This window comes from Actinacidiphila yanglinensis (genome assembly GCF_900107965.1).
Lineage (GTDB): Bacteria > Actinomycetota > Actinomycetes > Streptomycetales > Streptomycetaceae > Actinacidiphila > Actinacidiphila yanglinensis.
The window spans coordinates 37,844-61,477 of the sequence record NZ_FNVU01000016.1 but is presented as its reverse complement, the minus strand read 5'-3'; the positions used below and the strand labels follow the sequence as shown (position 1 = coordinate 61,477).

The following is a 23,634-nucleotide window of genomic DNA, read 5'->3' as shown; positions in this document are numbered from 1 at the left end:
CGAGCAGGGTGTGGTGGACGAAGCGGGGAGGCTGGACTGATGGGCCAGGCACAGACCACACAGCCGGGCGAGCAGACCAAGCGGCGCAAGCGGATCGACAACCCGGCCGGGTCGACCAACGGGCTGCGCGAGGACGTGCTGAAAGTGCTGGGGGAGCACGGTGGCTGTCGCGGTGACGCAGCACGGGTGCGCTTCTCCTCGCTCTCGTACAGCTTCATCACCTTGAACGGGCCGGCGCCGTTGGACTTCTTCCAGCTGGGTCGTGGAGGGTGCGGGTTCTGGTTACGGCGAGGGTCTGGTCAGCGTCTCGCCTGTGCGGATGACGGGTTGCACCTGGGCGGAGGGCGCCAGGATCAGTTCCTCGAGTTGCGCGACGATGGTGGTCGGCGAGGTCGGCGGTTGCCGGGCGAACACCTCCAGCAGGGTGTCGACGGACTGCTCGACGGTGAATTTCTCCCCGGCGTCGTGCCTGGCACTCGGTGACAGTGGTCCGCTGTCCACGGCCTCACGGATGCCCCAGGCGAGTGCTTCGGCATTGTCGGGGGTGATGAGTGCCACTCCGCCGCAGTCGGTTTCGGGCAGGCCGCCGTCGTTGGAGGCGATCACCCGGCAGCCGGAGTGCTGGGCCTCGATCGAGACGATGCCGAAGGTCTCGTGCCAGTACTGGCTGTTCGACGGCATGACCACGATGTCGTGATCGGCCATCAGGGCTGCCATCGTGGCGGGTGTCTTGCAGTTGGCGACCACGGAGATTCCGGGGTGCTCGCCGAGCAGCCGCTTGATGATCTTTCCTTGGGGCTTGTCCGCGCCGGCTGTCGTCGCTGTGAAGGTGAGGTCCAGGTCCTGCGCGATGACGTCGATGTGCAGCGTCTCCAGCAGGGTGTAGATGCCCTTTTCCGGGCTCAGCCGGCCGGCGAACAGAACCCGCGTCTTCCCGGTTGCGTTGCCGGGACGTGACTGCGCGGCGAAGCACGGCTCGGCGAACGGATACACGACGCTGATCGTCAGAACGTCGATGTCCAGGTATCTCGACCACAGCGCGGCGGCGTACCGGCTGGTGGCGATCAGAGCGCGGTCTCTGGCCCCCTCGACGGCGAAGGCCTTTTCCCGTTCTCGGATGGGCGGTGGATTGTGCAGGATCAAGAACGCGGGATGCATGGTTGGCACGGGGTGCGGTTCGTTGACGAAGACGACGGTGCCGTCGAGTTCACTGATCTCGGCCAGGGTCGGCAGTGACAGGAACGGGATATCGGTGAACTCGTCCCTGCCGTCGTCGACGCCCAGGCCGACGGTGACCACCTGGGCCGGCAGTCCGCGCCGTGTCAGTTCTCTGACCTGTCCGACCGTGTAGTTCTCCGAGCCGCCGGTGCCGGCGGGCAGCGGATTTCCGGGAGACCAGATGAACGAAATCAACGTGTCCTACCTCGTGTTGTGTAGCTGTGATCAGGATCCGCGGCCCGTGAACGGTGCTCGCGGGCGGGAGTGGGCGCGGCCGGCTTTCAGTCCGCGGCGCGGCCGATCGTGGGCGGAGGAGACTGGCCGTCGTCGGGGCCCGGAGGGCGTGTGGTGCTGCTTTGCCGATGGCGACTTCAGGCCGCCTCGTGCATCCGGGTCACAGGAACGCGACGTCCGCTGTGGGTCGACTGCGGCGGCCATGGGCCGTGCGGCGCTCTGCTGTCTCGGGCGGGTCCACGGGCACGGTCCAGTGCCCCGGCCGGTAAGAGCGGCATCGCCTGGTGTGGGCGGGTCCTGCTGGTCCTCGAAGAGGCTGACTCGCAACACATGCCCATCGACCAGCACCATGTGCGGGGCGACCGGCCGGCGGATCGGGTTGGCGGTGATCCGGTCCCCGTGGACATCGAGCAGGCAGGTCCGCGAGCAGGGATCTATGGCCAAGCCGCGGGAGTACGTCCACCAGACGTCGTTGATCCAGGCAGGCATGGAGTCCACCAGGGCCAGGGAAAGCCGCAACGACCGGGGACGCGGAGGCCGGGACGTCAGCCGCCTGGAGGCCCGACGCCGGCTCCCGGATGGATCCCGGATCATGCGAGCGAGCAAGGACCGCTGCACTGGTACCGGCAGCCGTGGTCGCAGGGGCCGTCGCAGTCATGACGCACGCCTCACCGCGGGAACGGGGTAAACCGCCCCGGTGGTAGTCGATCGCCGAAAACGACACGGGCGGAATGCGAGTGCACGAAAGACCCTCGGTGAGCGCACCCTACCCCGGGGCGGCCCCCCGGACGAACCAGTTCGCCGTCGGCGCCGACCGTCAGCCGATCAGGAGGTGTCCGCGGTGTCGCCACGCCACTCCAACGAGCAGGATCGTGGCGTTCACCCGCGGCGGCAGGGCGCCGGGTGCCCCTGCCGGGATGGGCGGGATCGGCTGCTGGCGCACCGAGGTCGCGCACCCGCTGTCCAGTTTGGGCAAGGCAACGTGCGCGTGGACGCGGTGTTCCAGGACGAAGAGGGCGCGCCGCTGCTCCTGGCGCTCACCGACGTCCGCACCGAAGACGAGTACGACCAGCGCCAGGAGCAGCGCGAGCGGGCCGCCAAGGCGGAGGAGCAGCGGTGCGAGCAGGCCGAGGAACGCGAGCTGGCTGCCGAGTGGGCACAGGCGGAGTGGTTCGAGACCCGGGAACACAGGATGGAGGACGTCGCCGGCCTGTGGGACGAAGCCGGGGCCGAAGACAACCAGTGAACCGCTGGCCCGCGCATCTCACCGGCGCGACAGCGGCCGGACTCGGATGTGTCACCGCCGTGACAGTGCCGCTGACCTGCTCGCTCCAGCCATCGCGTTCGCTAAGGAGGGCCTGGAACGTAGTCCCGGCGTCAAGGCCCGTCCAGGCCTGCGGCACAAGGACGACGCGAAGGAACGGCCGGGACCGCCCCGGCAGGTCCGCTGTAGGCCCGTGTGCCGCCCTGGTGTTGGCAGGAGATCGGAAAGACCGACACGGTCCTTCTGGCATCGGCTTTGGTCCGGTGGGCCTGGTCTTGACGTTGGGGGAGTGCCTCATCTGGTGGGGTCGGGTTGGAGTTTGCGCCGTCGTCGTAGTTCGCGTTGGGCTTGGGCGCGGGCGCATTCGCGGGAGCAGTACTTGATACCGCTGGTGCGGTGCTGGCCGTACTCGGCGCGGCCGCGTTGGCGGACGAACTGCCGGCCGCAGTTCTCGTTGGCGCATCGCCGTACCGAGGCGCCTTCGGCGAGGTGGTTGTACAGCTGGAGGAACGCTACGGAGTAGACGGTGGGGTGGCGGTCGGCGAGGTCTCCGACGCCGATGCTGAACGGGCTCAGTGCCCTGTTCAACACGGTCTCCAGCGTGTGAGTGCGGTCCTGGATGAGGAGGGTCCGCAGATCCTCGAGGGACGGCGGCCACGGCGGCTCGCGGTGTGGGTTCTGGACCTGGATACTGGTCAGGTTCTCCTCGGTGATCTCCGGCTGGACCAGCTCTTCGAGACCGCCTTCGACCTGGCAGGCGAGCCATGTGGTGATCGCCTCCTGAGCGGTCTGCAGGTAGATCCGGACCACGTCGTGGTGCACGCCGAACGGGTAGGGCTGCTCGTCGCCGCCAGCCTCCGGGACCGCGTGGAGGTTCTCGTAGTCGTCCTCGGCGTCCACGTAGAGATCGCTGTGATCGGCGTTGAAGAGCGACCCATAGGTCTGGAACATCTCAGCTGCGCCCTCGATGTCGTCCGGGGACAGTTCCATGAGTTCACGCAGGTAAAAGTCCTCCGGCAGCGGCACCAGGGGGCGTTCCTCATCGAGTACCGGAGTCCACAGGATCCAGTCGCCCTTGATCCGGACGTCCTTGATGCGGCGTCTGAGCGGGGGCGCTGGGATGGCAGTCCCCGGCCAGAGCGTGGGACGAAAACGTGGGTCAACGTATGCCGCCATGGCGTCAGCCTAGCGGGTACTGTCGTAGTACGGAACCACTAATTTTAGTACCACGACATGGTGTCAGGGGAGGGGACTGGATGGCTGATTGGGCTGCGCGCAAGTCGATAGGGGACCAACACGAGCAACGTGTCATGGAGGAACTGCGAGCCCGGGGCTGGGAAGTCCATCCATTCGGCCAAGGCGCCTACCCAACCGCGATCCAAGCCGCACTGCAGGCCACCAACTCCCCACTACGCCATCTCCCTGACGTGATCGCCGCGCGCGGTACGACCGTCGTCACCATCGACGCCAAGACCTCTATGTGCAGCAGGGCTTCGGGCCGCTACGCGATCTCCACCAAGTGCCTGTTAGCGGGCCTTCAGTTCACCGGGCTCAACGCCCCCGTGCCCTTGTATTACGTCTTCGGCGATCTCACCGTGCTCACCCCGGCCGATGTCATGCATCACAGCGGTTACGGCCAACTGCACTCCAGCGGCTCCTACTACCTGGTGAGCACCCGCCAGGCGTACCGTTTCGACGACCTATTCGGCCAACCAGTCGAGGTAGGCCACCTCTCAGCGACGCACAGTCTTCGGCAGGCAGCAAGCTGAAGCCGCGGCGGGCTCGCGCGGTTGAGTGAGACAGATTCGGCGGTGCGAGCTTGGGCAGGTGCCCAGCGTCTCGTCCTCGGAGCGCGGGAGCGCCTGCCCCGCAGCGCTTGGCTCGCCCACGCAACTGCCCACCTTGCCCAAGCGCACGAGAACTGACCGGATCGGTGGTCGACCCGACCACGTACCGGGGCCTCCGGAAGCACTGAAATTCCACTGTCACCCCTGCTGCCTGGGTGGCGTGGCTTCGTTCACTTTGAGCGACAGCGTTTGTCGATGAGTTTCAGCAGCAGTTGACGATCAAGTTGCTTGGGAATGTTCACGAGAAGTGACGGCACTGCTGTGTGGTCGGGGCAGACGGGTCGATCGATGTCCGCGTGAGGTTCCCCCGCTGTCCGAGTCCAGTGGCTGGCGACCTGGATGGGGGTGCGATGATGCGTTCGTGGTGACAGTTGCCGAGTGGGCTCGGATTCGCAGGGGGCTGCGCTTCGGGCAGGTCTTCGAGGGAACCGTCGTGAACGTTCCTCGGCCCGGTGTGATCGGGATCTTCGTGGACATTGGCCTGGGTGTCGGAGGCTTCGTCGACGTCCTGTTGCTGCCGGAACACAGTGAGGACTGGCCGGTGGAAGGCACCGTTGGCGAGTTCGAGATCTGGTGGGCCGACAGCCGCCAGCAGATCCGCCTGAAGCCGTCCGATTCCCGTTATCTGCGCGGCGACTTCGCAGACTTCGTTGCGCGCTTCCGTCCCGGTTGGTCGTCCGACGTTGGCCGTCCCGTTCGTGACCCGGGGCCGCCGTCCCTTGAGGAGTTGCAGGCCGTGTTTCGCTCTGACGGGCCTCCGGCCAGCTCCCCATGAGGGCTGGTGAGGTGGCCGGCTGCCTTGGTGAGAGTTAGCTGGCCTCGGCTTCCGCTCGTGCTCGGGTGGTGGCGAGGCGGTAGGAGTCGGTGCCGGTCTCGATGATGGTGCCGTTGAAGGTGAGGCGGTCGACGATGGCCGCGCAGAGGCGGGGGTCGGTGAAGGTCTTGGTCCAGCCGCCGAAGGACTCGTTGGAGGCGATGGCGACGCTGTTCTTCTCCTCGCGTTCGGTCAGGACCTGGAAGAGGAGTTCGGCGCCGTGGCGGTCGAGTTCCATGTAGCCGAGTTCGTCGATGCAGAGGAGGTCGACGCGGCCGTAGCGGGCGATGGTCTTGTTGAGCTGCTTCTCGTCGGCGGCCTCGACCAGCTCGTTCACCAGCTTGGTGGCGAGGGTGTAGCGGACGCGGTAGCCCTTCATGGCGGCCTCGGTGCCCAGGGCGATGAGCATGTGGGACTTGCCGGTGCCGGAGTCGCCGATCAGGCAGAGCGGCTGGCTCTTCTTGATCCATTCGCAGCTGGCCAGCATGTGAATGGTGGCCGCGTCGATGTTGGGGTTGGCGTCGAAGTCGAAGGCCCGCAGGGACTTCTCCCGGGGGAAGCCGGCTGCTTTGATCCGTCGTTCCGAGCGGCGCCGGGCTCGGTCGTCGCACTCGGTCATCAGCAGTTCGGCGAGGAAGCCGCGGTAGGTCATCTGGTCCTTGACCGCCCGGTCGGCGATCTCGCTGAACTCGCCGCGGATCGAGGGGAGCCGCAGCAGGCGGCAGACTGTGTCGATCGCGGCGTCGGCTGCCTGCTCGGTCAAGCCTCGCTGGCGGGGCAGGGTGGTCACTGTGCTTCTCCCTCACGGTGGTCGCTGCCGCTGGTGCGACGGCTTCGGAGCAGTTGGTCGTAGGGGGTTACCGACGGAAGCGGCCTGGTGTCCGGCGGCAGGTGCGCCAGACGCCACGCGTGCAGCGAGGTGACGGTGGCCGGCGGCTGCCCGGGAACCGTCGGGGCGGATGCGCCGATGGTGGGCTCGTCCTCTGCCTGGGCGGCATTGCGGGCTTCCAGGGCGACGGCGTCGGCGGTCAGGGCGCCGGCCCGCAGGGCGGTGGCCAGGCCCGCGACCACGTGCTCGTGGGCGAGGTGCCGGTTCAGCAGCAGGACCTCGATCAGGGCCCGGGTGCCGTCCTGTTCGCCGTGGACTTTGCGGGCCTGGTCCCACCAGGCGTCGTGGACCGGGGTGAGCTTGCCCGCGGACCGGGCCTGTTCCAGGGCTGTGGCGCCGGGGAGGGCGCCCGGCTTGCGGATGAGGGCTTCGAGGTAGTGGTCCAGGTCCAGGCGGCAGCTGCCCTTCGCGATCAGCCTCTCGTGCCGGGCCACCTCGACGTTCTTGTCGTAGACCACCAGGTGGGAAGCGTGGAGGACGACGCGCACCCGCTTGCCGATCAGGCGGGTGGGAACCGAGTAGCGGTTGGTGCGGACGGTGATCTGGCTGTAGCGGTCGACTCGCGGCGTGAACAGCCGGCCCGTCTCGAACGGCTCCTGGGGCAGTGGCTTCAGCAGCGGCTGCTCGATCGCGAAGTACTCGTCGACGGTCCGCGGCCGTGAGCCGATCCTGCGGTGACCGTCGTGCAGGTCCCACTGGTCGACCATCTCGTTCAGCTCGGCGGGGGGGTCGACTTCCGGGACCGGGGTGAAGTGGTTGCGGCGGAAGTAGCCGATCATCCCTTCGACGCCGCCCTTCTCGTGGGCTCCTTCGATGCCTGGGCGGCAGTAGAAGCTCTCGATGGTGATCTTCCGTGAGTTCGCGAATTCTGAAGGCTCCCGCGTGCGAACCCGCGGGTCCGGGCTTGAAGTCAGCGATTGACGGTGGCCAGTTCGAGGCGGATGTTGAGAGCGTGAATTCAGCAACGGATCCCGGGCCGCCCGTGCTGAGGCTTGCGGGTGAGGCGGTGCGTGCGTGGATCAAGGAGGTCTGCGGGCTGCCATCATGCTGAGATGGCCCACGACATATTGTTCTTCCTCGCCCCTGACGACGAGACTGCAGCTGCGACGCGCTTGCGGGGACCCGGTGAGGACTTTGAGTCTGTGACCTGCCGCTTCATTGCGCCGGACAGTGCCATCGCCGAGTGGGACCTGTATTTCGAGGAGCCGTCGGCCGAGGTCCCCTCGCGCGAGCGGCTCTACGGTTGGTTGTGGCCGGCGTGGGTCACTGCTCCCTTGAACGATGGCATTGAGGTCTTTGCTTTGCCGCAGCGGTTGACCCGAGCGTTGGCCAACGCCAGCTCCGCCGAGTTGGAGGAGCTGGCAGGTCGCTGGATCATGAGGCTCCGGTCCGAGGACGGGGACGATATGACCGACGATGATCTACTTGCGGTCCTGCAGGGAGTTGCCCGGCTTGCGGCTTCTGCGGTGAGCACTCGTGGCAGCCTCTACAGCTGGAGCTACTGACCGTCTTTCTGCGGGAGGTCGGGGAGCTCAGCGACTATTGGTCACTCAGTTCGGCGGCAGATGCTGCGACTGCCTGGGTGTAACGCAGGCTGCTCTTGCCGCCCAGGGCGAAGACGTGAGCGAGGTGGAGGGGGTCGGCGCCGGTTGCGGCGGCCTCTTCGAGGATGCGGTCCTGTCGCAGCCGGTCGAGGGCGACGGGCAGCGGCTGGACGAGCCGGTCCAGCCAGAATGTGCCGACCGGCGCGGTGGTGGTGGCTGTGTTGCGGGTGATCAGCAGGTGGGGGTTGGTGCTGTTGGGCCAGCGTTCGTGCCGGTAGGCGAGGTAGTCGCTGATCGCCTCGGCGGTGTAGTCGTCCAGCGGGTGGTTCCAGCCGTCCGGGTCCAGGCGGCGGCCTGCCAGATCGACCTGGCCCCGCAGGAGGGTGCGGATGAGGTGCGGGCGCATCGCGTGGATGCCCGCGAGCGCGACGACCGTCCGCAGGACGAGGTCTTGGCGGGCCGCGCCGGCGACGGCTGCGACTTCCTGGTCGGTGAGCGGGACGGGAATCGAGGTGGGCGGCTTTCCCGCGGTCACCCCGCGCATCGGATTGGCGAAGACCAGCTTCTCCTTCTTCAGGACGCCGAACAGGCTGCGCAGGGCACTGGCTTCCTGCACCCGGTTCGGCCGATTGGAGAGCCAGGTGGTGACGTCGTCGCGGGTGACCTGACGCAGTGTGGTGTAGGCCGCCGTCCGCTCGCGCAGGAAGGGCCGGACCAGTCCGAGCTGGGTGATGACCGTGGACCGGGCGCGGGGGCTCCGACGCCGATTGCCGTTGCGCAGGATCGAGACCCAGGCATCGACTTCCGCACGGATCCCGTCCGCAAGGAAGCTCAGGCGCTCGTCGCACCAGAGGTGCACGGAGTCGGGCCGGTCGTCCACCAGCACGTCCAGGTCCTGGAAGACCTCCAGCACGTGGTTGGAGGGGATCGCGGTGTGGGTGAGCTGAGCAATGGTGGACGCCCGGACCGGCTCGCCGACCTCGTGGATCGCGCAGAGGATGCGTATGCCCCGGCGGACGGACCCGAGCGTGCGCGGCGGCCAGCCCCTCAGCTCCGCGATCCGCCCGGCCCTCGCCTCCAGGAACCCGGCCAGTTCCGGATCCAGAAGCGGTGTCCGGCTGCTGACCCCGCGCAGATCGCGTGCCGTCTCGAACAGCGGCGGCTGCATCCAGCGCGGGCGGATGCGGTGCCGCCACCGTTCCGGTGAACCGGCGGCGGTAATCTGCGGGCCGGGCGGCCGGCCGCCGCGTGGACGCAGGGTGCCGATGATGAACAGCTGGTGGCCGGTGCGGGCGGCGACTGTCAGGTCGACGCGCGTGTGGTTGTCCCTCCCGGCTATCAGGCCGGCCTGCCGACGGCAGAGCCGGCAGACGCCTTCCTGGACGGCCACCTCGCGACCGCAGACCTCGCAGCAGTCACTGGTGGCGTTGGCGACGAATCCCCAGCAAGCCTTGCAGCGAGGCCGGTCCCGCCCTTGTCCGGACGCCGCCAGCCTCGACAACTCAGCCCGGGCGCCTACCCGTTAACTGCTGCCACCGGTCGCAGGCGGCCTGCAGTTCCTTGTCCGCTTCCCCGCGACGGGTGTCGCGACGGTGGCGTTCGGCGACCTCCGCGATACGGGTGCGGGCCTCGTCCTGGGCGCCGGTGTCGCCGCGTGCCTCCGCCAGGTCATCCTCGGCCTGCTCCAACTGCGCGGCGGCGCGGATACGGAACGCGTTCTCCTCGGCCACGGCGTTCTCCAACTGTACGGCGAAACGACGGACGCTCTCCTCGTCATGCTCGGTGCGCACAAATTTTTGAATACTGCTCCAGCCGTCAGGCTTCGTCAGATACAGGAAGTGCTGCTGCTGCGCGTGGTCGAGACGGACCGTCAGGCCGGCGAGAGGGATCTCCCGGCCGTCGGCCACCACACTGTGCTCGTGAAGGGTCACCTCGCCGAGCGAGGCGACCATGCCCCCGCGTCCGGGACGACGAAGCGAGGCAATCCGCCGCTCGATGACCCGCACCCGCTCCCGGTGACGCGACCGCTCGCGATGCAGCTGCCACTGGGCGGCACGGGCCTCCTTGCGTGAGGCCCGCTCCAGTGCGCCGGCCCGCTGCCGGGCGCTGTCGAGATCATCACGGGCATCGGCGTGATCGGGGCTGAAAGCGTAGGCCCAGCCGCCGGGATAGCGGGACCGACGCCACCCGACATAGATCGCGGCAGCCACTGCCAGCACGACCATCACACGGACCAGATCTCTCAACGTCCCCACCCCATCTAGCGCTTCGCTACAGGAGATGTAGCGCCTGCAGACCGTTCGCGTGGGGCGGTTCGAACAAGTCGGCGTCACCCGTGGCCCCTCGGCCGCCGCACCAGCAGGAGCAACAGGTCCACCAGCACCCCCGTGGCCGTGGCGTGAACTCCCCGCCGCCAGGTGTTTCCGGGGGTAGAGGAGTGGCCCGCTGGGCAGCGTAGGAGCGTCCGGAAGGCCGTTCTTCGGTGGTGGGGGCTGATTGTGGTGGTGGTCGCCTTAGCGGTGCTGGCCGTGTTGGCACTGGTGGCTGTGGTGGCGGTCCTTGCGCGTGCAGGGCGACGTGAGGCCCAGGCAGAGCGGGTGCGCCTTGCCGAGCAGGAGCGTGTACACGCGCAAGACTCGATCCACGGTGTGTGGGCCATGGGCGACGGCGAGTTCGAGGAGTACATCGCCGGGCTGTGCCGCCGCGACGGCTGCACGCAGGTCCAGCGCGTAGGCGGTGCGGGGGACCTGGGCGCGGATGTGATCGGCCGGCTCCCCGACGGCCGCAAACTGGTTGTGCAGTGCAAGCGCTACGCCAAACACCGTTCGGTCGGCAGCCGCGAACTGCAGACCTTCAACGGCACAGCCCGCCAGGAGCACGGCGCGGACGTGCCGGTGTTCGTCGCCTCCTGCGTGTTCACCCAGCCCGCCCGCACATTCGCCGCCAAGCACGCCCTGGTGCTCGTCGACGTCAACCTCCTGGGCTTCTGGAACAGCGGCACCCCGCTGACCTCGCTGATCGATCTGGACATCGCCCGCTCCGGTAACCACCGCAAACTCGCCCCCGATAGCTGACGCACTCCGACGCTGGTCACCGGTACGTTCCGTTGGTCTGAGGGCAAGGCAACCGCGGGGCCCGACGTTACCCAGCGCCCAGTGTGCGATGCGCTCAAGCCTGCGGACGGCCGTGCCGGGCAGCCTTCGTTGTGCCGCCGCTCCCGTGGGCGCGCTCCTGCTCGGACCACGGCGGCGGCCCGAGAGGACATGGCGAGACACAACGGTAGGGTCATGTCATGGTGGACGACGATCCGGCGTGGCACGGGCTGCCAGACGACGGCCTGCGTCCCGGCGTCGGGCGCCCCGTGGAGGTCGCCGAACTGGCGCCGCTCTACCTCGAACTGATAAGCCCCGGCGGTGAGACCACAGGGCACGGCACAGGGTTTGTGATGCGCGACGCGCACCGCGCCCCGTACCTGGTCACGCCCGAAAACACCGTTCCCACAAGCGTGTTCGCATCGTGCACGCTCGATGATCAGAGGCGAGCACTCGCCGTCACCACCGACTACGGAACAGACCCGAACGATTTACAGTCCCGCACCCCATGCCTTGCAGTGGCACGCAGTCGGCAAGGTTTCGGCTATGCGGTGGCCGTGGCGTTCTTGGCGGGGGCGTCGGCTGCCGGGGTGGTTTCGGCGGCTGAGTAGTACACGGCCCTGCCCTGCTTGGAGCGCAGGGCCTGGCCCTTGGCGACGAGGGCTTCGAGGGCGTTACGTACCACGGTCGTCTGGATCTTCCGGTCGGAGTGGGTCTGGGCGAGGGAGGTGGTGACCTCAGCGGCCGAGCGAGGTTCGCTGTGCTCGGTGAGGAGGTCAGCGGTGACCAGTTCCACCAGAGTGGGGACCCCCGAAGAACTGCTCTTGCGCGTGCCGGTGTTGGACGCGGTCTTCTTTCCGGCCGATGCCTTGGGAGTGCGGGGAACTGCCTTGGACTTGCGGGCTCGGGGCACCGTTGTCGCCGGCATATCGGCTGAAGCGTCGGCCGGTTCGGTGTCCTGGGCGGAGTCGGGCGTTGCGCTTGTCAGGGTGTGCTGCACGCCGAGGAGCAGTGCGTGGTCCTGCTCCAGATGCGTCAACTGCTCCTGGAGCGAGGCCAGGTCGGCGGCGATGTGCTCCCTTTCCTTGGCATTGTGCTCCAGGTCGGCCTCGACCTTGGCGAGGTACTGGGACTTCAAGGTGGCGTTGTCGGCCATGGCAGTTCAGCTCACTTCCTGTGCATCTGCGTGTGGCGCCGGGATGGTGTCCACGCTGGTCCTGGGCGCGTCGTCCGGGGGCGTCGCACCCACTTGCACCATGTGCACGCGCTCTAGAGTAGGCGCACTTCGATCACCGGCCGGCAACTGCCTCGACGGACTGGCCTGGCCATCGGTGTCAGCCGATGTCTGGGTTCACTGGGAAAGGCAGCTCTGCGCGCAATTCCCGTCCTGTGTGTTGCACGACGGGCAGGCGGTTTCCCAGACCACGGGCTGTTCCTCGTCGGTGTCCATGGTGGGTGCGGTGGTGGGGCGGCGAGAGTGGCTGGCAGCCACGGCGGGTGTGTGGTGAGGGACGGGGGTGGTGTGGGGTGTGGTGAGGGCGCATTGGTGGCACAGGTCGGCCAGCCGCCATGTGCCTACGGTGGGCGTGCAGGTGAGGGTGAGGAGGACCGGGCCTGCGCACCCGCGGTGCCGGCCGTGCCAGGGACAGCCGCGGTGGCCGCATTGGCAGACCCGCAGGTGCGGGGGAGTGACGTCGCTGCGGGCGTGGAGGGCCAGGTGATGGAGAGCGGTGGTGCGTAGAGCCTGGTCCGGGAGATGTTGGAGTGGTCCGCATGCCCCGCACGAGGCTCCGGAGGCACCAAAGCGGGTGGTGATGGCGACCGTCCAGATGCGCTGGGGGAGGGAAACGGCCGGGCCGGGCTCCATCGGGTGTCCTCCTGTTTCCTGGTGCCGTCACGGTGGTCCGCGCCGGGCTGTGGCCGACGGCCGGGTGGCGCCGGTGCGGCGACACCGTAGTGCGGACTTCTGCCCTCGACGAGGGCTACTCGCCGCCGGAGCGGCCCTGGGCCGTGGAGCACGCGGGCGTCACCGCGCAGGAGGCGCGGCGCGGCGAGACGCTGGCCGAGCGTCTTGCCGAGGAGGTACCGGACCTCGGCGTCCCGGTCGGCGACGGCATAGGCGATACCTGGGACACCGACGGCGAACTCCTCGATGACGAGGTCGGGGACGCCCGAGCGGGGCGTCTCGTCGCCCTGGACGAGGGCGCGCACGTGGTGACTGACTCCGACCTGTTCGCCTCGGACCGGGGCTTGGACGGCGCCGGCGCGTCGGCGGAGGAGGCCGCGATGCACGTGATCCCCCAGTCCGAGAGCCTCTGACCCGCCGGTACGGCGGTGGCCGGCGCCATGATGAGGGCGAGAGCGATTTTCTTGATCATTTCTGGATCATGACTGGTCAGCGCTATCTGGTGGCCCGGTCGGGGAGGTTCCGGCGGTGCGGCTGGGGCGGAGGTTCATCTGCCCGACCTATGCGGATGACCAGGAGCCGGGGGAGCCGGAGGCCGTCATCCCCGACGACGACGGCAAGGTGCCTCCGGCGCGGCGGCGCCGGATGCTGCGGGGCCCGGTGGCGGCGTTTGATTTGGTGGCGCGGCCGCCGGCCCCGGTGTCGCTGCTGGCGGCGTTGGGGGGCGACGCGACCCTTGAGGTGATCGAGGCCGGTCATGATGCCGCGGTAGCCGACGTGTTGGCGTGGGTGGAGGACGAAGCGGTCGTGGTGTACTCCGGGCCGGCCGGCACGAAGTGGGAGCGGCCGGTGGGCGGCCTGGCCGTGGCGCGGTTCCGGCACTGGGACTGCCGGCATCGGATGCCGCTGTTGCACGGCCACCTGGTGGTGTCGGTGAAGGGGCTGCGGGCTGACGGGAAATGGGGGCACCTGGACTCGCGGCGCCAGTACGCGCACGTGGTCGCGGCCGGCGCCCCGTACAACCAGCGGGTGCTGGAAGAGGTCTGCGACCGGCTCGGGTTGGCGACACAGCCGCGTATACCTACGCCGGGGCTGCGGCCGGTGATGGAGCTCGCCGGGATGCCGCCGGAGCTGATCGACTGGTCGGCCACCCGTCAGCGCGACACCGTCCGTCGGGGAGGGCGACGTCGAGCAGCGGGCCGTCGGCCTGTGGCAGGGGAGTGGGCTGCTCCTGGTCGTCGTCGGTGCTCACGACCTCAGGCTGGTTCGATTGTCCGTTTGATTCCACGGTGGAGCGCCTCCCGGTCCTGCGCCCGCTGTCCTCCGACAATCGATCTTGACCGATTGCCAAGAGATCTTGACCGCTCCCAACCGTGTCGACGCTGTGGGTGACTCGGGCGACTCGTTGTCAGTACCCGGTGGTACTGCTGCAGTCATGGACACCGAAGCCGCGTCATCGTCCGTTGACCGTCCTGGCGAGGCCGCGTTCAGGCGCGGGTGCCAGGCCGTGGAGGCATGGGAGTGGGACCTCGCCGAGGAACTGTTCGAGGATGCGGTTCGCGTTGCGGGTCCGCCGATGCTCTGGCGGGTGACCGAGGCCTGGTCGAGCCGCGGCCAGGCCTCGTCATGGATGCGGCGGGCCGTGGCCTCGGAGAGCGAACCCGGCGGCATCACGGTCGACCCGACCGCTCTGGAGATCACCGGGGGCCACGACCTGGACGTGCAGGTCCAGAACTGGGAGATCGCCGTCAGGTCGGACGACCCGGTCCGTGCGATCGTCGCACTCACCGCAGCGGAACCGCGCCTGTTGTGCGTGTTCGAGGACGGTCGGGAACTGTCCCTGGAGGACGCCGAGGAGCTCTGGGACGAGGCTATGTTTCCCTACAGCCCCAACTTCGCCGCTGTGGACCCCGAGGTTCCACGCATCTGGATGGACTGCAAGGGCGGGGTGTACCCGCACATGGCCCGCACAATGCTGCGCGTCGTGGCGGACGAACTGCGCAAGGCCGGAGTACGACAGGCGCACCTCTTCACCCGTCCCACCTGGGATCTTCCAGAAGACTGACAGCACCCGTCCTCGGGGACGGGACGTCGGCAACCAGCCCCACCCTTCCCCGATACGAAGAGGCGCTCCGTACGCACGCCACTGTCGGTCCACCCATAGCAGCGGGGGAGTGCAAGCGGGTGAGCAACCACCCCGGTTGCTCACCTGCTTGCATCCGGATCGGGACGTAAGGGTGTGGAACGGCGTGGAATTGGGCAATCCGTGCGTTCAGGGGGTGGACCAGGGGGCGACGGGCTTCGTGGAATCGGGCCTGATCCGGTCTGCCGGGAAATTCCTCGGGGTCAGGTGTCACATGGGAAGATCGTTTGGCGCTTGTAGCAGGTGATGGCGGATCTGGAGTCCGCCCGTACCTGAAAGGCGTCCTCGATGGAGCTGACCGATCCCACCCGTCCAGGAAGTGCAACCGCCGGGCTTCCGGCCGCGGCGGGCCCCGCAGCCGGCCCCGCGCTGGGCTCTGCGGCAAGTCACGGACCCGATTCCCGGGCATTCGGCGTCGCGCCTGGTCACGCCCCTTGTCCAGAGGGGTCCCGGGACTGCGACACCTCTTCTCCCGTCCTGGAACAGGCGGGGAATGGGGTGTTCTCCTTTCGGGGGTCCGCCCGGGGGGTGCGGCGATGAGCGGTCGGGGGCCGGCGCGGGCGGGTGCGGAGATCCGCGGCGAGGTGCTGGTGACGCTGGCCCGGTTGCGGTTGGCGACCCCTGCTCAGCTGCGGGCGCTGTTGCTGCCGCAGCATGAGGGCACGGATTATGTGCGCCGCGCTCTGCGCAACCTCGCAGCCGAGCGGCCACCGCTGGTGGGCCGGGTGCAGCGCGCGCAGCAGTCCATCTGGTTCTGCACGACCGCCGGTCTGGCGGAAGCGACCGCGTCCGGGCTGCTGCTCGCGTTCAACGGATCTGCCGGCGGCCGCACGACGGGACGCAAGGCGGCCGCGAAGACGGGACTGCGCGAGCACGGCCTGGCCCTGGTCGACACCGTCCTGGCCTTCCACCGCTCCGGCGCCGCAGACGCGGGCGACTGGCAAGTCGAGGCCGCCCACCCGACGCCGGCCGGGCCGCTGATCCCGGACGCGGTGGTGCTGCTCGCCACCGGAGGGTTCGCGTTCGTGGAACTGGACCGCGGCACCATGTCCTACGCCCGGTTGCTGGCGAAGCTGGACCGCTATGCCGCCTACCGCAGCGCGCCGCCGTCGGGGCGCGGCAACGCCGCCCGGGCGCCGCGCTCGCACTGGCAGGAGCACTACGCCGGCCACGCCCTGGAGCGGACCTTCCCGCCGCTGCTGGTGGTGTTCGCCCCCGCACCGCGCCGCGCGGAGCCGGCCACGCGGGAGGCGGAGTTCCTGGCTCGTGCGGCTGGTCTGCTGCCGGTGAGGCACCGCCGCCTGGTCGTCGCCACCGTCACCACGGCCCGGCTGGCTGCGCACGGCCCGGCACGGGCGGTGTGGCGGGTCGCAGGCTCCCCGGCGGGCGGCTGGAGCCTGGATCGGCTCCCGACCCCGCAGTGACCTGTTGAACGGGTCGGTGAGGCCGGATCGCGGCCGCCTCCAACGGCGGCCGCCAGTCGCCTTCTTCATTCGGCACGCCCCCAGGCCGGATCGGCGAAAGGTTGCCAGATCGCCGGATCGTGGTCTCGTGCCGTGCGGCAACGGACTGGGCAACCGGGTGCGCAACGGAGTGCGCAACCGACTCGGCAACCGCCTGCGCACACCGTTTCGTCAAGGCCGCATCGAATACCGTGTCCGACCTGCGGTAGTGATGTCTGCCGGGCCGCTTCGGAGCGCTGACATCCCCTCGGTGCCCCTGCCCTTGCCGGGGAACCGACGAAATGCGCTGTCTGGGGTGACGGAATGCGGCTTCGACCGGTGCCCGCCTGGCCGGGTGGTGCGGCTCGCGGCAGGCTAGATGTCGCCGACGGCGAACTCGTTGATCGTCGAGGCGTAGCTGGTGAGACCGGCCGAAGCGCAGGCTGCACTGATCTCGATGAGGTTGCTGGTGGTCCGGCCGTTGGCGCGGGCGTAGCCGCCGGCGAAGCGGCCGGTGGTGCTCCCGCCTTCCAGGGAGAAGGACCGTTCGTCGCCGCGGAAGATCGTCTGGTCGATGACCGTCTTGGTTCCGTCGTTCCAGTTGATGGTGGCCTTGACGTAGCCGGGCCCGAACGGTCCGGGGCAGTTCGCGGTGAGGGAGGCTTCGAGCTTCACCGCTCCGCCGGTGATCTCCGGGTGCTGGCTGGAAGAACATGTTCCCATCTCGCCGCTGGCGGACATCCGGACTGTGCTCCTGAAAAAGGTGGCGCCGGGGTTGAACTGCACCGTGAGGGAGCCGCCGTGGCAGGTGATGTCGCCAATGTCGGAAGGGTCCGCGGCCGACGCTGTGCCGAGGGGGGACAGAGCGATAACCGCGGCTGCTGCGACCGTCGCCTGCATGAGAGGACTGCGCACGTGAAGGACCTCATTCCACTTCTGAGATGGGAGCGAACACGACAAAGCGAACACTCTTCCGCTTGCACCAACCAGAGCCACGCCAGCAGCCGCGGGAAGCCTCACCTGAACGGCAGAGATGGTCGGGGAATCCCTACCGCTCAACGCGGGAAATCCACACGCCGCATCATGCGAAGCAGCAGGTCAGCGAATTCCGTCGGTTGGCCTTGCCCTGACGCTGGTGAAGATGGAGTGCGGAAGGAGCGCGGACCGGGCAGCGCGGGGAGCAGCGCGCGTGGGTGTGCGGCTCGCCTGCCGGGCTCGCCGGCCAGGGTGGGCGCGGCTGCGGGAGTACCGCGAGAAGACCCCGAAGAATCCTGAACCAAGGCGCAAATCCGGGCTCAGCCGGGCCGGTTACGGGATTCCTGCCACCGCGAATTCCGGGGCGTGCTCCAGCACGCGCAACTATGGCGCATCCAGGCGCATCCAGGCGCGCAACTAGAGCGAACCCCGCGAGCCGACCGGAGTCGCGGACGTGTCCGACAGGATGCGCACCAGGGTGCGCACCAGGAGGCGCAGCACAATGCGCACCCTCTTGGAGAACCGGAGGTGAGCGCACGTGCGATGCGCACCTCGTGCGTCGCGCTGGCCTGCGGTAGTGGGGTCGCCGGCGGCGGCCCGCGCACCGAACCGGAGCCCGCCGCGGCGCCGACTTCCCCTCCGTCTCCGTTCACATGCCCAGCCCCCTGTTGTTGTGGGGGCTGGGTGCGTGAGCGGAGAACGTCGGGAAAGGGGCGCGGAACTGGCCTCCGGCTGCGTCCTGTGCACCCTTGGACGGATGCACAGAATCAGGCGGAGGCCGCCCTCACGTCCGGTGAATCCCCAGGTGAGCGACCAAGTACGCTCCGCCGTTCGAAGCCGCCAGTTGAACGACAAGCCCAGTCAGCTGCAGCATGAGGAACGCCAACTCCGGGTCGGCTTGCTCGCGGCCCGCGCCTCGGGCGGGATCTGCCGTGACCTCGACGCCTTCCACCTCCAGGGCGGCGTCGGAAACCTGTGCATCGGCGCCGGGAGCGACGCGCGGTGCTTGGTCGGTGTCCTCGTCGCGGGGCTGTTCCGACCGCCGTGACGGTTCAGCGGGAGGCCGGGACGAGTTCGATGCCGAGCTGGCGCAGCCACTCCACGTTGTCGTACTGGACCCACTCTTCCGCCAGCCTGCCGTCCTCGTCGTAGCGGAACATGTTGATCAGCGTCAGCGTCACCTGCTTGCCGTGCGGCTGCACCGTTCCGACCGGCGTCGGATCGAACGGCTTGTCGAAGACGCCGCCCATCTCCGTGCGGCAGCCGACCAGATTTCCGGCGGAGACGATCTCATACCGCTCGCAGTAGTAGTCCGTGAACGCGTCACGCATCTGGCCGAAGAAGCCCGCCAGTTCGTCGAATCCGAGGTCGCCGTCGGGGCCGTGGAACCTGAAGTCCGCGCTGAAGTAAGCGCGCAGGGCGCTCGGGTTCTCCTTGGAGATGGCGTCCCGTCCGATGCGGACGAGCGCGCGGGAGCGCTCGTCGTACCGGGTGTCGTCGGGGGAGATGAAACGAGCCATGGTCATTCCTCTGGATCGGTGCTGCCACATTGCGTTTTTCCTTGACACAGCCAGCGTTGCACCGTCGAGGCAACACGACCAGCGATGCCTTTTCATCGCTTCCATGCGAGAACCGCATGGCTGCGTGCTGGCCTCGCCATGCACGAAATGGCGGGTCACTCGTTGTCGACACCGCGGTTCACGCATAGCGTCGGCCCATGCCGGAACTGACACTGACGGGCCTGCGGGTCATGCTGGAAGTCGCTCAGCGCGGGTCCTTCACCGCGGCGGCCGAGGCGCTCGGATACACCCAGTCCGCGGTCTCCCGCCAGATCATCGCGATGGAAGCCGCGGTGGGAACCCCGCTGTTCGAGCGCCATGCCCGAGGGGTGCGGCCGACCCTGTCCGGGGAGGCGCTGCTGCGCCACGCCCGCCGCATGATCGCGCACGCGGAGGCGGCGGAACTGGAGATCGCCGGGCTCCGCGACCGCCTCGCGGGCCGGCTGACCGTCGGCGCGTACCCCACTGCGGCCGCCGTGCTGGTGCCTCGGGCCATCGCGCGCCTGCACAAGGCGCACCCGGCCCTCACCGTGAGCCTGTGGGAGGCCGGCAGCCCCGCCCAGCTGCGCCGTGTTCGCGCCGGACGCTTGGAGGTGGCCGTGCTGGCGATCGGGGAAGGGCTCCCCGACTACGACGTCAGCGGGCTGCGCGTCGAGGTCGTGCGCACCGGCCGCGGCATCGGCGTGGCCGTCCCCGTGGCCCATCCGCTGGCTTCCCGGGACGAGGTGCACATCGACGACCTGGCGCGGGAGGCGTGGATCGTGGGAGCCGGTGAGGAGAGCGGCGGGCCCCAGTTCGGCGCCTGGCCCACACTGGAGGCTCCGCGCGTGGCCTACCGGACGGACAGCTGGCAGACACGCGTGGGGCTCGTTGCCGCGGGGCTGGGGGTGTCGGTCATGCCCGGGTTGGCCGCGGACACCGTCCCGCGGGGCGTGAAGTGGTTGCGCGTCGATGACCCCGCACTCGTCTTCAGCAGGGAGACCGTGATGGTCACCGCCACCGAACCGTCGGCGTCCGCGAGCGCCATGCTCCAAGCCGTGCGCGACGAGACCGCCGAACTCGCTACGGAGCACAAGTCATCTGCGTGAAGGAAGCACCGCCCCATGCGCCTGCCGGGAGACCGCCGCGTGCCAGGACATTGTGAGTGGGCGCCTTGGTGGCAGCGGTTGTGCGTCAGCTGTGTTCGGCTGGTGCTTGCCTGGTCATGCGCGGTGGACGCGGGTTGGTCTGCTGTCACGGAGTGACCAAGCGGCTGCCGTTTTGCGGCGAGCGGGTGGCGGGTCGGCTGTCGTGGGGGTGGCTGTTCCTATGGCTGGCCCCGAAGGGGGCGTCATCACGGGGTCTCGGGCGTGGTGGGTTGTCGGCGCCGTCTTTCGGCGGAGGCGTTCCCGCTCAGGCGATGGTGGTGTTGAAGAACGCGATCGCTGCCCGGTGGTGCACGGCCCCGTCAGGGCCGAGGCCGCAGGCCCGCTTCCGCTGAGGGACGTCAGCGTCTCCCGCGTCGATTCCGGCGGGTTCTGGTCGTCCGGAGTGCGGAAGAGGGTCGCAGTAGGTTGAACAACCAAGGGTGCGCGGATCATGTGAGGGGCGAGGTATGCGGCTGGGCTGGTGGACGCGACGGCGCGCCGTGGGGTGCTCGCTGTGTCGCGCTTCTTTCCGGGAGCCCTTGTTGTAGGTTGCTGCGCTGCACACGGCGGATCCCGGCCGCGAGCACCGGAGTGGGGAGGGTGGTGTCGGTGGGTGGTGCCATCCTGACCGGGTGATCAGGCAGAAACTGGCCGTGCAGTACCTGGCCGATGAGATGAGGGATTGTTCGATTCCGGTGGCGCCGGAGCACTTCCAGCGCAGACGCTTTACCGAACATGATGACGTTTTCTTTGGTTATGTCCCGGTCCGCGCGTATAAGCATGCGAATCAATGGCGATTTCACGAAGCGGATGTTCGGCAGGCAGCCCGGACCATCGCAAGCCTGGCCTGGGACCCGGAGGATCTCGTCGACCCCCGGCATGCCGTCCGCAGCGAACTGCAGGTGGATGTCCCGCTGGGCACGTCCTGGCGGAGCCAGCTCCTTCGCCTGTTCCGCAGCGCAGCGCGGGATGCTCGCAGGAACAACGGCTGCCCGTGCGGACCGCTCGGCTGCCAGCGTGGCGATACCAACTGGGCTCTGCCCTGCGGGCTTACTCAACAAGACCTGCTGCGGCGCTATGGCCACTTCGCCATCGCCTGCACGCTTCCAGTGCCCGCGTTGGTCTGGACCCAGGAGACCTGGCTGATTCCCCGGACCCTTGCCAACATTCTCGACCGGTGGGAAGAGGCCCAGGGCGCGCTGACTGCGACTATCCACACCTGCGGCGGCTGCGGCGCGCTCGATACAGGCTCTGCCTGGCGCACCGCGACCGCCAGCGGTTGGCGGATCCTTTGTCCTCAGTGTGCGGCCGCTGGTCTGCGCCGCTACCGCAACGAACTCAACGGCGCCTCCTACGCCCGGATCCAGGAACAAGGGCCGCGGGCGCGGGACTACCTCTGCGGAGTATGCCGCACGCCTCGGCCGGCCACCGACTGGGATCACTGCCACGACCACGGCATGATCCGCGGCCCCCTGTGCGGCAGTTGCAATACCAAGGAAGGACACGGCAAAGAGTTCTTGGCCATGGAAGGCAGCATTGCGCACCTGCTGCGCTGTGACGGCTGCCGGGCTGAGCGGAAACTGCCGCCGCACCACCGGCTCGCGGCATTGCGTCGCCACGCTCACCGGGAGTGGGGTGCAGCGGACTGTGACTGGCCTATGCAGGCGTGCGTGACACTCGATGAGACCGACGAGAGCGGAATCGAGTGCACGGTCCGCTGCCCCGAACAGCGTCCTTCCCGTTCTACTACCGTGCGCCTGACGGCTGATGAAGCCGAGCGCGTCGTGCTCCTGACAGTGGAGAGCGAGCTGACGTGAGAGCTGTGACGAGGTGGGCTGCCTATGGACGGCTTTGCCGACGGTAGTCCCCAGTGGTGCAGGAGGCGGTCGAGGATCGCGGTGGCCAGGACCTCGTCACCAGTCGACCTGGTCCTGAGCACCCGGAACGACCTCGAACCCCCGGTGCAGGCCCACCCGCTCACCCGGGCTGATGCCCAACTCCTGCGCGATCCGGGGCCGGGCCTGCGGGAGATAGAGCTTCACCCGCTGGTAGTTGATGCCGACCCCGTACTCCTGGACCAGGCGCCCGTGGTGATGAGGCTTCGTGAAAACGGCCAGGGCTGCTCTCCGTTCCCTACTCAGTTGCCGTCGGCAACGGGGTACCCTCGCCGCATCGCCAGGCCGATCGTCAGGAAGCTCCGCCGTGGCCGGTTCAGGAGCCAGTCGTATGACGAGGCCCCAGGCTGATGACCTGGGGCTTCGTTGAGGGGAGATGAAGGGATCCGGATCCGGTGCGGTGGGGTGCGGGTCCGGTTCTCAGGTGGGGGAGTCCTTACCGGTTGAGGACCTGTTGGACCGTGTCGGCCACCTGTGTGGCCTGGATGTCGCGGCCCTTGTCATTGGGGTGCAGGTACCACGGGAGCGCCTGCTCTCCGATCTTGAGCTGGGAGGGCTCCAGCAGGCCGCCGATGCCTCGGTTGGTGCCGTCGCAGGCTGTGTTGCTGCCGGTGCGGGCGTAGAGGTCCACGAAGTCGGCGCCACCGTCGGTGTCCGCGACGGCCTTCTTCATGACGTCGTCCAACCGCTTCTGGACCTGGTCGAGGACCGGCAGGGCGTCCTGCGGGATGTCCGCGAATGGCAGCTCCGTCTGGCCGGGCGCCGGGGTCTGGCACTTGGCGGTGTCCGCGGGCACGAGCCTGGGGTAGCCGACCAGGACGCGCTTGGCGTCGGGAGAGAAGTACGCGATGCGTTCGAGCATCTCCTCCAGGTCGTATCCGACCCGCTCGAACTGATCGTCCAGCCACTGCTTTCCGTCCCCGGACGCGAAGAACTCGCTGCACTTGGCGGCGGGCACGTCCTCGTCCACCGGTGTTCCCGGCAGCAGAGTCCCCTCCACGCCGCGGAGCTTGGCGGAACACTGCTTCAGGATGCGGTTGAAGCCCACCGTGTTGCCGCCCATGCTGCCCACGGCCAGCTGAGTGTCGGGCTTGAGCGCATCCTGCTGCGGCGGGAGCTCGCCGAGGCCGAAGGGCAGCTCCTGCTTCTCCCAGAAGTGATGGACGAGCGCGCCTCCGCAGGAGACGTCGGACTGGACGTCGAGCGTGACGCCCTTGTCCGCGAGGCGCTGGGTGGCAACGGCGGGATAGTTCTCCTTCGCCTGGAAGCAGAAGAACCTTGCCTCGCCTTCGTGGTTCACAGGGGCGATGCCGTAGTTGGCGGTGTAGGAGTCGCCGAAGAAGACCGTCGGTACGGGGTCGGCGGGAGCCGCGCCGGCGTGTGCCGCCGGGCCGGCGAGCGTGAGGCAACTGCCCAGCGCGATGGCCGCGGCGGCCAGCCGCCGCACCACCGGAGTTTTCGTCGTCTTGCGCATGGCCGAAGGCATGCCGATGCCCTTTCGTCGAGGACTACGGGAAGAGACAGATCGCTACGCAGAGTATTCATTCATGCGCTTAAAGCGATGACCGCGAGGCACGCCGGTAGCTCTCCAGCAACCCTGCGGCAAGCCCTTGACGCGCACCCGCCCTCCATTGGGCACACAGGAGCGGCCATATGACCTCCATGGCAGACGCTGTCGCCAACTC

The 23,634-nt window shown here is 68.5% G+C and carries 24 protein-coding genes; 13 read left to right on the top strand and 11 right to left on the bottom strand.

Going from position 1 to position 23,634, the window contains the following annotated elements:
- Nucleotides 1-282: 282 nt before the first annotated feature.
- The gene (locus C4U44_RS29050) at nucleotides 283-1,299 is read right to left on the bottom strand and encodes a glycosyltransferase family 4 protein (RefSeq protein WP_146088372.1); all 1,017 of its coding nucleotides are present in this window, start codon (nucleotides 1,297-1,299) and stop codon (nucleotides 283-285) included.
- A gap of 1,141 nt (nucleotides 1,300-2,440) precedes the next feature.
- Between C4U44_RS29050 and C4U44_RS29045 the strand changes: the two genes are divergently transcribed.
- The gene (locus C4U44_RS29045; protein ID WP_103889029.1) at nucleotides 2,441-2,698 is read left to right on the top strand and encodes a hypothetical protein; all 258 of its coding nucleotides are present in this window, start codon (nucleotides 2,441-2,443) and stop codon (nucleotides 2,696-2,698) included.
- A gap of 312 nt (nucleotides 2,699-3,010) precedes the next feature.
- Here the strand turns inward: C4U44_RS29045 and C4U44_RS29040 are convergent, their stop codons facing one another.
- The gene (locus C4U44_RS29040; RefSeq protein WP_200823446.1) at nucleotides 3,011-3,892 is read right to left on the bottom strand and encodes a hypothetical protein; all 882 of its coding nucleotides are present in this window, start codon (nucleotides 3,890-3,892) and stop codon (nucleotides 3,011-3,013) included.
- Nucleotides 3,893-4,026: 134 nt separating this feature from the next.
- Between C4U44_RS29040 and C4U44_RS29035 the strand changes: the two genes are divergently transcribed.
- Both C4U44_RS29035 and C4U44_RS29030 read left to right on the top strand, forming a co-directional pair.
- Entirely contained in the window at nucleotides 4,027-4,485 is a 459-nt protein-coding gene (locus tag C4U44_RS29035) for a hypothetical protein (protein WP_235032429.1), read from the top strand.
- A gap of 439 nt (nucleotides 4,486-4,924) precedes the next feature.
- A complete protein-coding gene (locus C4U44_RS29030) occupies nucleotides 4,925-5,338 on the top strand; it encodes a S1 RNA-binding domain-containing protein (protein ID WP_103889027.1) in 414 nt (137 codons plus the stop codon).
- 34 nt (nucleotides 5,339-5,372) lie between these two features.
- Here the strand turns inward: C4U44_RS29030 and istB are convergent, their stop codons facing one another.
- Entirely contained in the window at nucleotides 5,373-6,167 is a 795-nt protein-coding gene (gene istB / locus C4U44_RS29025; RefSeq protein ID WP_103889026.1) for an IS21-like element helper ATPase IstB, read from the bottom strand.
- Nucleotides 6,164-7,045: a Mu transposase domain-containing protein gene (locus C4U44_RS29020; RefSeq protein ID WP_235032428.1), complete on the bottom strand. Its 882-nt coding sequence runs from the start codon at nucleotides 7,043-7,045 to the stop codon at nucleotides 6,164-6,166. Before C4U44_RS29020 ends, istB begins: the two co-directional genes overlap by 4 nt.
- Nucleotides 7,046-7,318: 273 nt before the next feature.
- Here C4U44_RS29020 and C4U44_RS29015 point away from each other — a divergent pair, with 273 nt between their 5' ends.
- Nucleotides 7,319-7,771 carry a hypothetical protein gene (locus C4U44_RS29015; RefSeq protein ID WP_103889025.1) on the top strand — a complete coding sequence of 151 codons (453 nt, stop codon included), beginning with the start codon at nucleotides 7,319-7,321 and terminating at the stop codon, nucleotides 7,769-7,771.
- A 34-nt stretch (nucleotides 7,772-7,805) separates the two neighbouring features.
- On the opposite strand, the gene C4U44_RS29010 is transcribed toward C4U44_RS29015, so the two are convergent.
- Together C4U44_RS29010 and C4U44_RS43305 are read right to left on the bottom strand one after the other, a co-directional pair.
- Nucleotides 7,806-9,200, bottom strand: coding sequence for a site-specific integrase (locus C4U44_RS29010; protein WP_103889024.1), 1,395 nt, complete (start codon nucleotides 9,198-9,200; stop codon nucleotides 7,806-7,808).
- A 112-nt stretch (nucleotides 9,201-9,312) separates the two neighbouring features.
- Nucleotides 9,313-10,035, bottom strand: coding sequence for a hypothetical protein (locus tag C4U44_RS43305; RefSeq protein ID WP_146088371.1), 723 nt, complete (start codon nucleotides 10,033-10,035; stop codon nucleotides 9,313-9,315).
- Between the two features lie 273 nt (nucleotides 10,036-10,308).
- On the opposite strand from C4U44_RS43305, the gene C4U44_RS29000 reads away from it, so the two are divergent.
- Nucleotides 10,309-10,884 carry a restriction endonuclease gene (locus tag C4U44_RS29000; RefSeq protein WP_103889022.1) on the top strand — a complete coding sequence of 192 codons (576 nt, stop codon included), beginning with the start codon at nucleotides 10,309-10,311 and terminating at the stop codon, nucleotides 10,882-10,884.
- Between the two features lie 218 nt (nucleotides 10,885-11,102).
- Nucleotides 11,103-11,513, top strand: coding sequence for a hypothetical protein (locus C4U44_RS41235; RefSeq protein ID WP_146088370.1), 411 nt, complete (start codon nucleotides 11,103-11,105; stop codon nucleotides 11,511-11,513).
- Here the strand turns inward: C4U44_RS41235 and C4U44_RS28995 are convergent.
- Nucleotides 11,447-12,058: a hypothetical protein gene (locus tag C4U44_RS28995; RefSeq protein ID WP_103889021.1), complete on the bottom strand. Its 612-nt coding sequence runs from the start codon at nucleotides 12,056-12,058 to the stop codon at nucleotides 11,447-11,449. The genes C4U44_RS41235 and C4U44_RS28995 overlap by 67 nt on opposite strands.
- Before the next feature lie 800 nt (nucleotides 12,059-12,858).
- Between C4U44_RS28995 and C4U44_RS28985 the strand changes: the two genes are divergently transcribed.
- The 4 genes from C4U44_RS28985 to C4U44_RS28970 all read left to right on the top strand — a co-directional run bounded on the left by C4U44_RS28985 (nucleotide 12,859) and on the right by C4U44_RS28970 (nucleotide 16,375).
- Nucleotides 12,859-13,221 (top strand): DUF5709 domain-containing protein, encoded by a 363-nt coding sequence (locus C4U44_RS28985; RefSeq protein ID WP_235032427.1) that lies wholly within the window; start codon nucleotides 12,859-12,861, stop codon nucleotides 13,219-13,221.
- Between the two features lie 115 nt (nucleotides 13,222-13,336).
- The gene (gene mobF, locus C4U44_RS28980; protein WP_103889019.1) at nucleotides 13,337-14,200 is read left to right on the top strand and encodes a MobF family relaxase; all 864 of its coding nucleotides are present in this window, start codon (nucleotides 13,337-13,339) and stop codon (nucleotides 14,198-14,200) included.
- A 43-nt stretch (nucleotides 14,201-14,243) separates the two neighbouring features.
- Nucleotides 14,244-14,873, top strand: coding sequence for a hypothetical protein (locus tag C4U44_RS28975; protein WP_103889018.1), 630 nt, complete (start codon nucleotides 14,244-14,246; stop codon nucleotides 14,871-14,873).
- 614 nt (nucleotides 14,874-15,487) lie between these two features.
- A complete protein-coding gene (locus C4U44_RS28970; protein ID WP_103889017.1) occupies nucleotides 15,488-16,375 on the top strand; it encodes a replication-relaxation family protein in 888 nt (295 codons plus the stop codon).
- Nucleotides 16,376-16,768: 393 nt separating this feature from the next.
- Here the strand turns inward: C4U44_RS28970 and C4U44_RS28965 are convergent, their stop codons facing one another.
- Nucleotides 16,769-17,134 (bottom strand): hypothetical protein, encoded by a 366-nt coding sequence (locus C4U44_RS28965; RefSeq protein WP_103889016.1) that lies wholly within the window; start codon nucleotides 17,132-17,134, stop codon nucleotides 16,769-16,771.
- 1,039 nt (nucleotides 17,135-18,173) lie between these two features.
- On the opposite strand from C4U44_RS28965, the gene C4U44_RS43505 reads away from it, so the two are divergent.
- Nucleotides 18,174-18,416 (top strand): hypothetical protein, encoded by a 243-nt coding sequence (locus C4U44_RS43505; protein ID WP_200823445.1) that lies wholly within the window; start codon nucleotides 18,174-18,176, stop codon nucleotides 18,414-18,416.
- A 4-nt stretch (nucleotides 18,417-18,420) separates the two neighbouring features.
- On the opposite strand, the gene C4U44_RS28955 is transcribed toward C4U44_RS43505, so the two are convergent.
- Nucleotides 18,421-18,888, bottom strand: coding sequence for an ester cyclase (locus C4U44_RS28955; protein ID WP_103889120.1), 468 nt, complete (start codon nucleotides 18,886-18,888; stop codon nucleotides 18,421-18,423).
- 197 nt (nucleotides 18,889-19,085) lie between these two features.
- Here C4U44_RS28955 and C4U44_RS28950 point away from each other — a divergent pair, with 197 nt between their 5' ends.
- Both C4U44_RS28950 and C4U44_RS28945 read left to right on the top strand, forming a co-directional pair.
- A complete protein-coding gene (locus tag C4U44_RS28950; RefSeq protein ID WP_103889015.1) occupies nucleotides 19,086-20,015 on the top strand; it encodes a LysR family transcriptional regulator in 930 nt (309 codons plus the stop codon).
- A 671-nt stretch (nucleotides 20,016-20,686) separates the two neighbouring features.
- Complete coding sequence (locus C4U44_RS28945; protein ID WP_103889014.1) at nucleotides 20,687-21,871, top strand: endonuclease domain-containing protein; 1,185 nt, start codon at nucleotides 20,687-20,689, stop codon at nucleotides 21,869-21,871.
- A 96-nt stretch (nucleotides 21,872-21,967) separates the two neighbouring features.
- On the opposite strand, the gene C4U44_RS28940 is transcribed toward C4U44_RS28945, so the two are convergent.
- Both C4U44_RS28940 and C4U44_RS28935 read right to left on the bottom strand, forming a co-directional pair.
- Nucleotides 21,968-22,096: a hypothetical protein gene (locus tag C4U44_RS28940; protein ID WP_456053126.1), complete on the bottom strand. Its 129-nt coding sequence runs from the start codon at nucleotides 22,094-22,096 to the stop codon at nucleotides 21,968-21,970.
- A 289-nt stretch (nucleotides 22,097-22,385) separates the two neighbouring features.
- Nucleotides 22,386-23,423: an SGNH/GDSL hydrolase family protein gene (locus C4U44_RS28935; protein WP_235032426.1), complete on the bottom strand. Its 1,038-nt coding sequence runs from the start codon at nucleotides 23,421-23,423 to the stop codon at nucleotides 22,386-22,388.
- Nucleotides 23,424-23,634 lie beyond the last annotated feature (211 nt).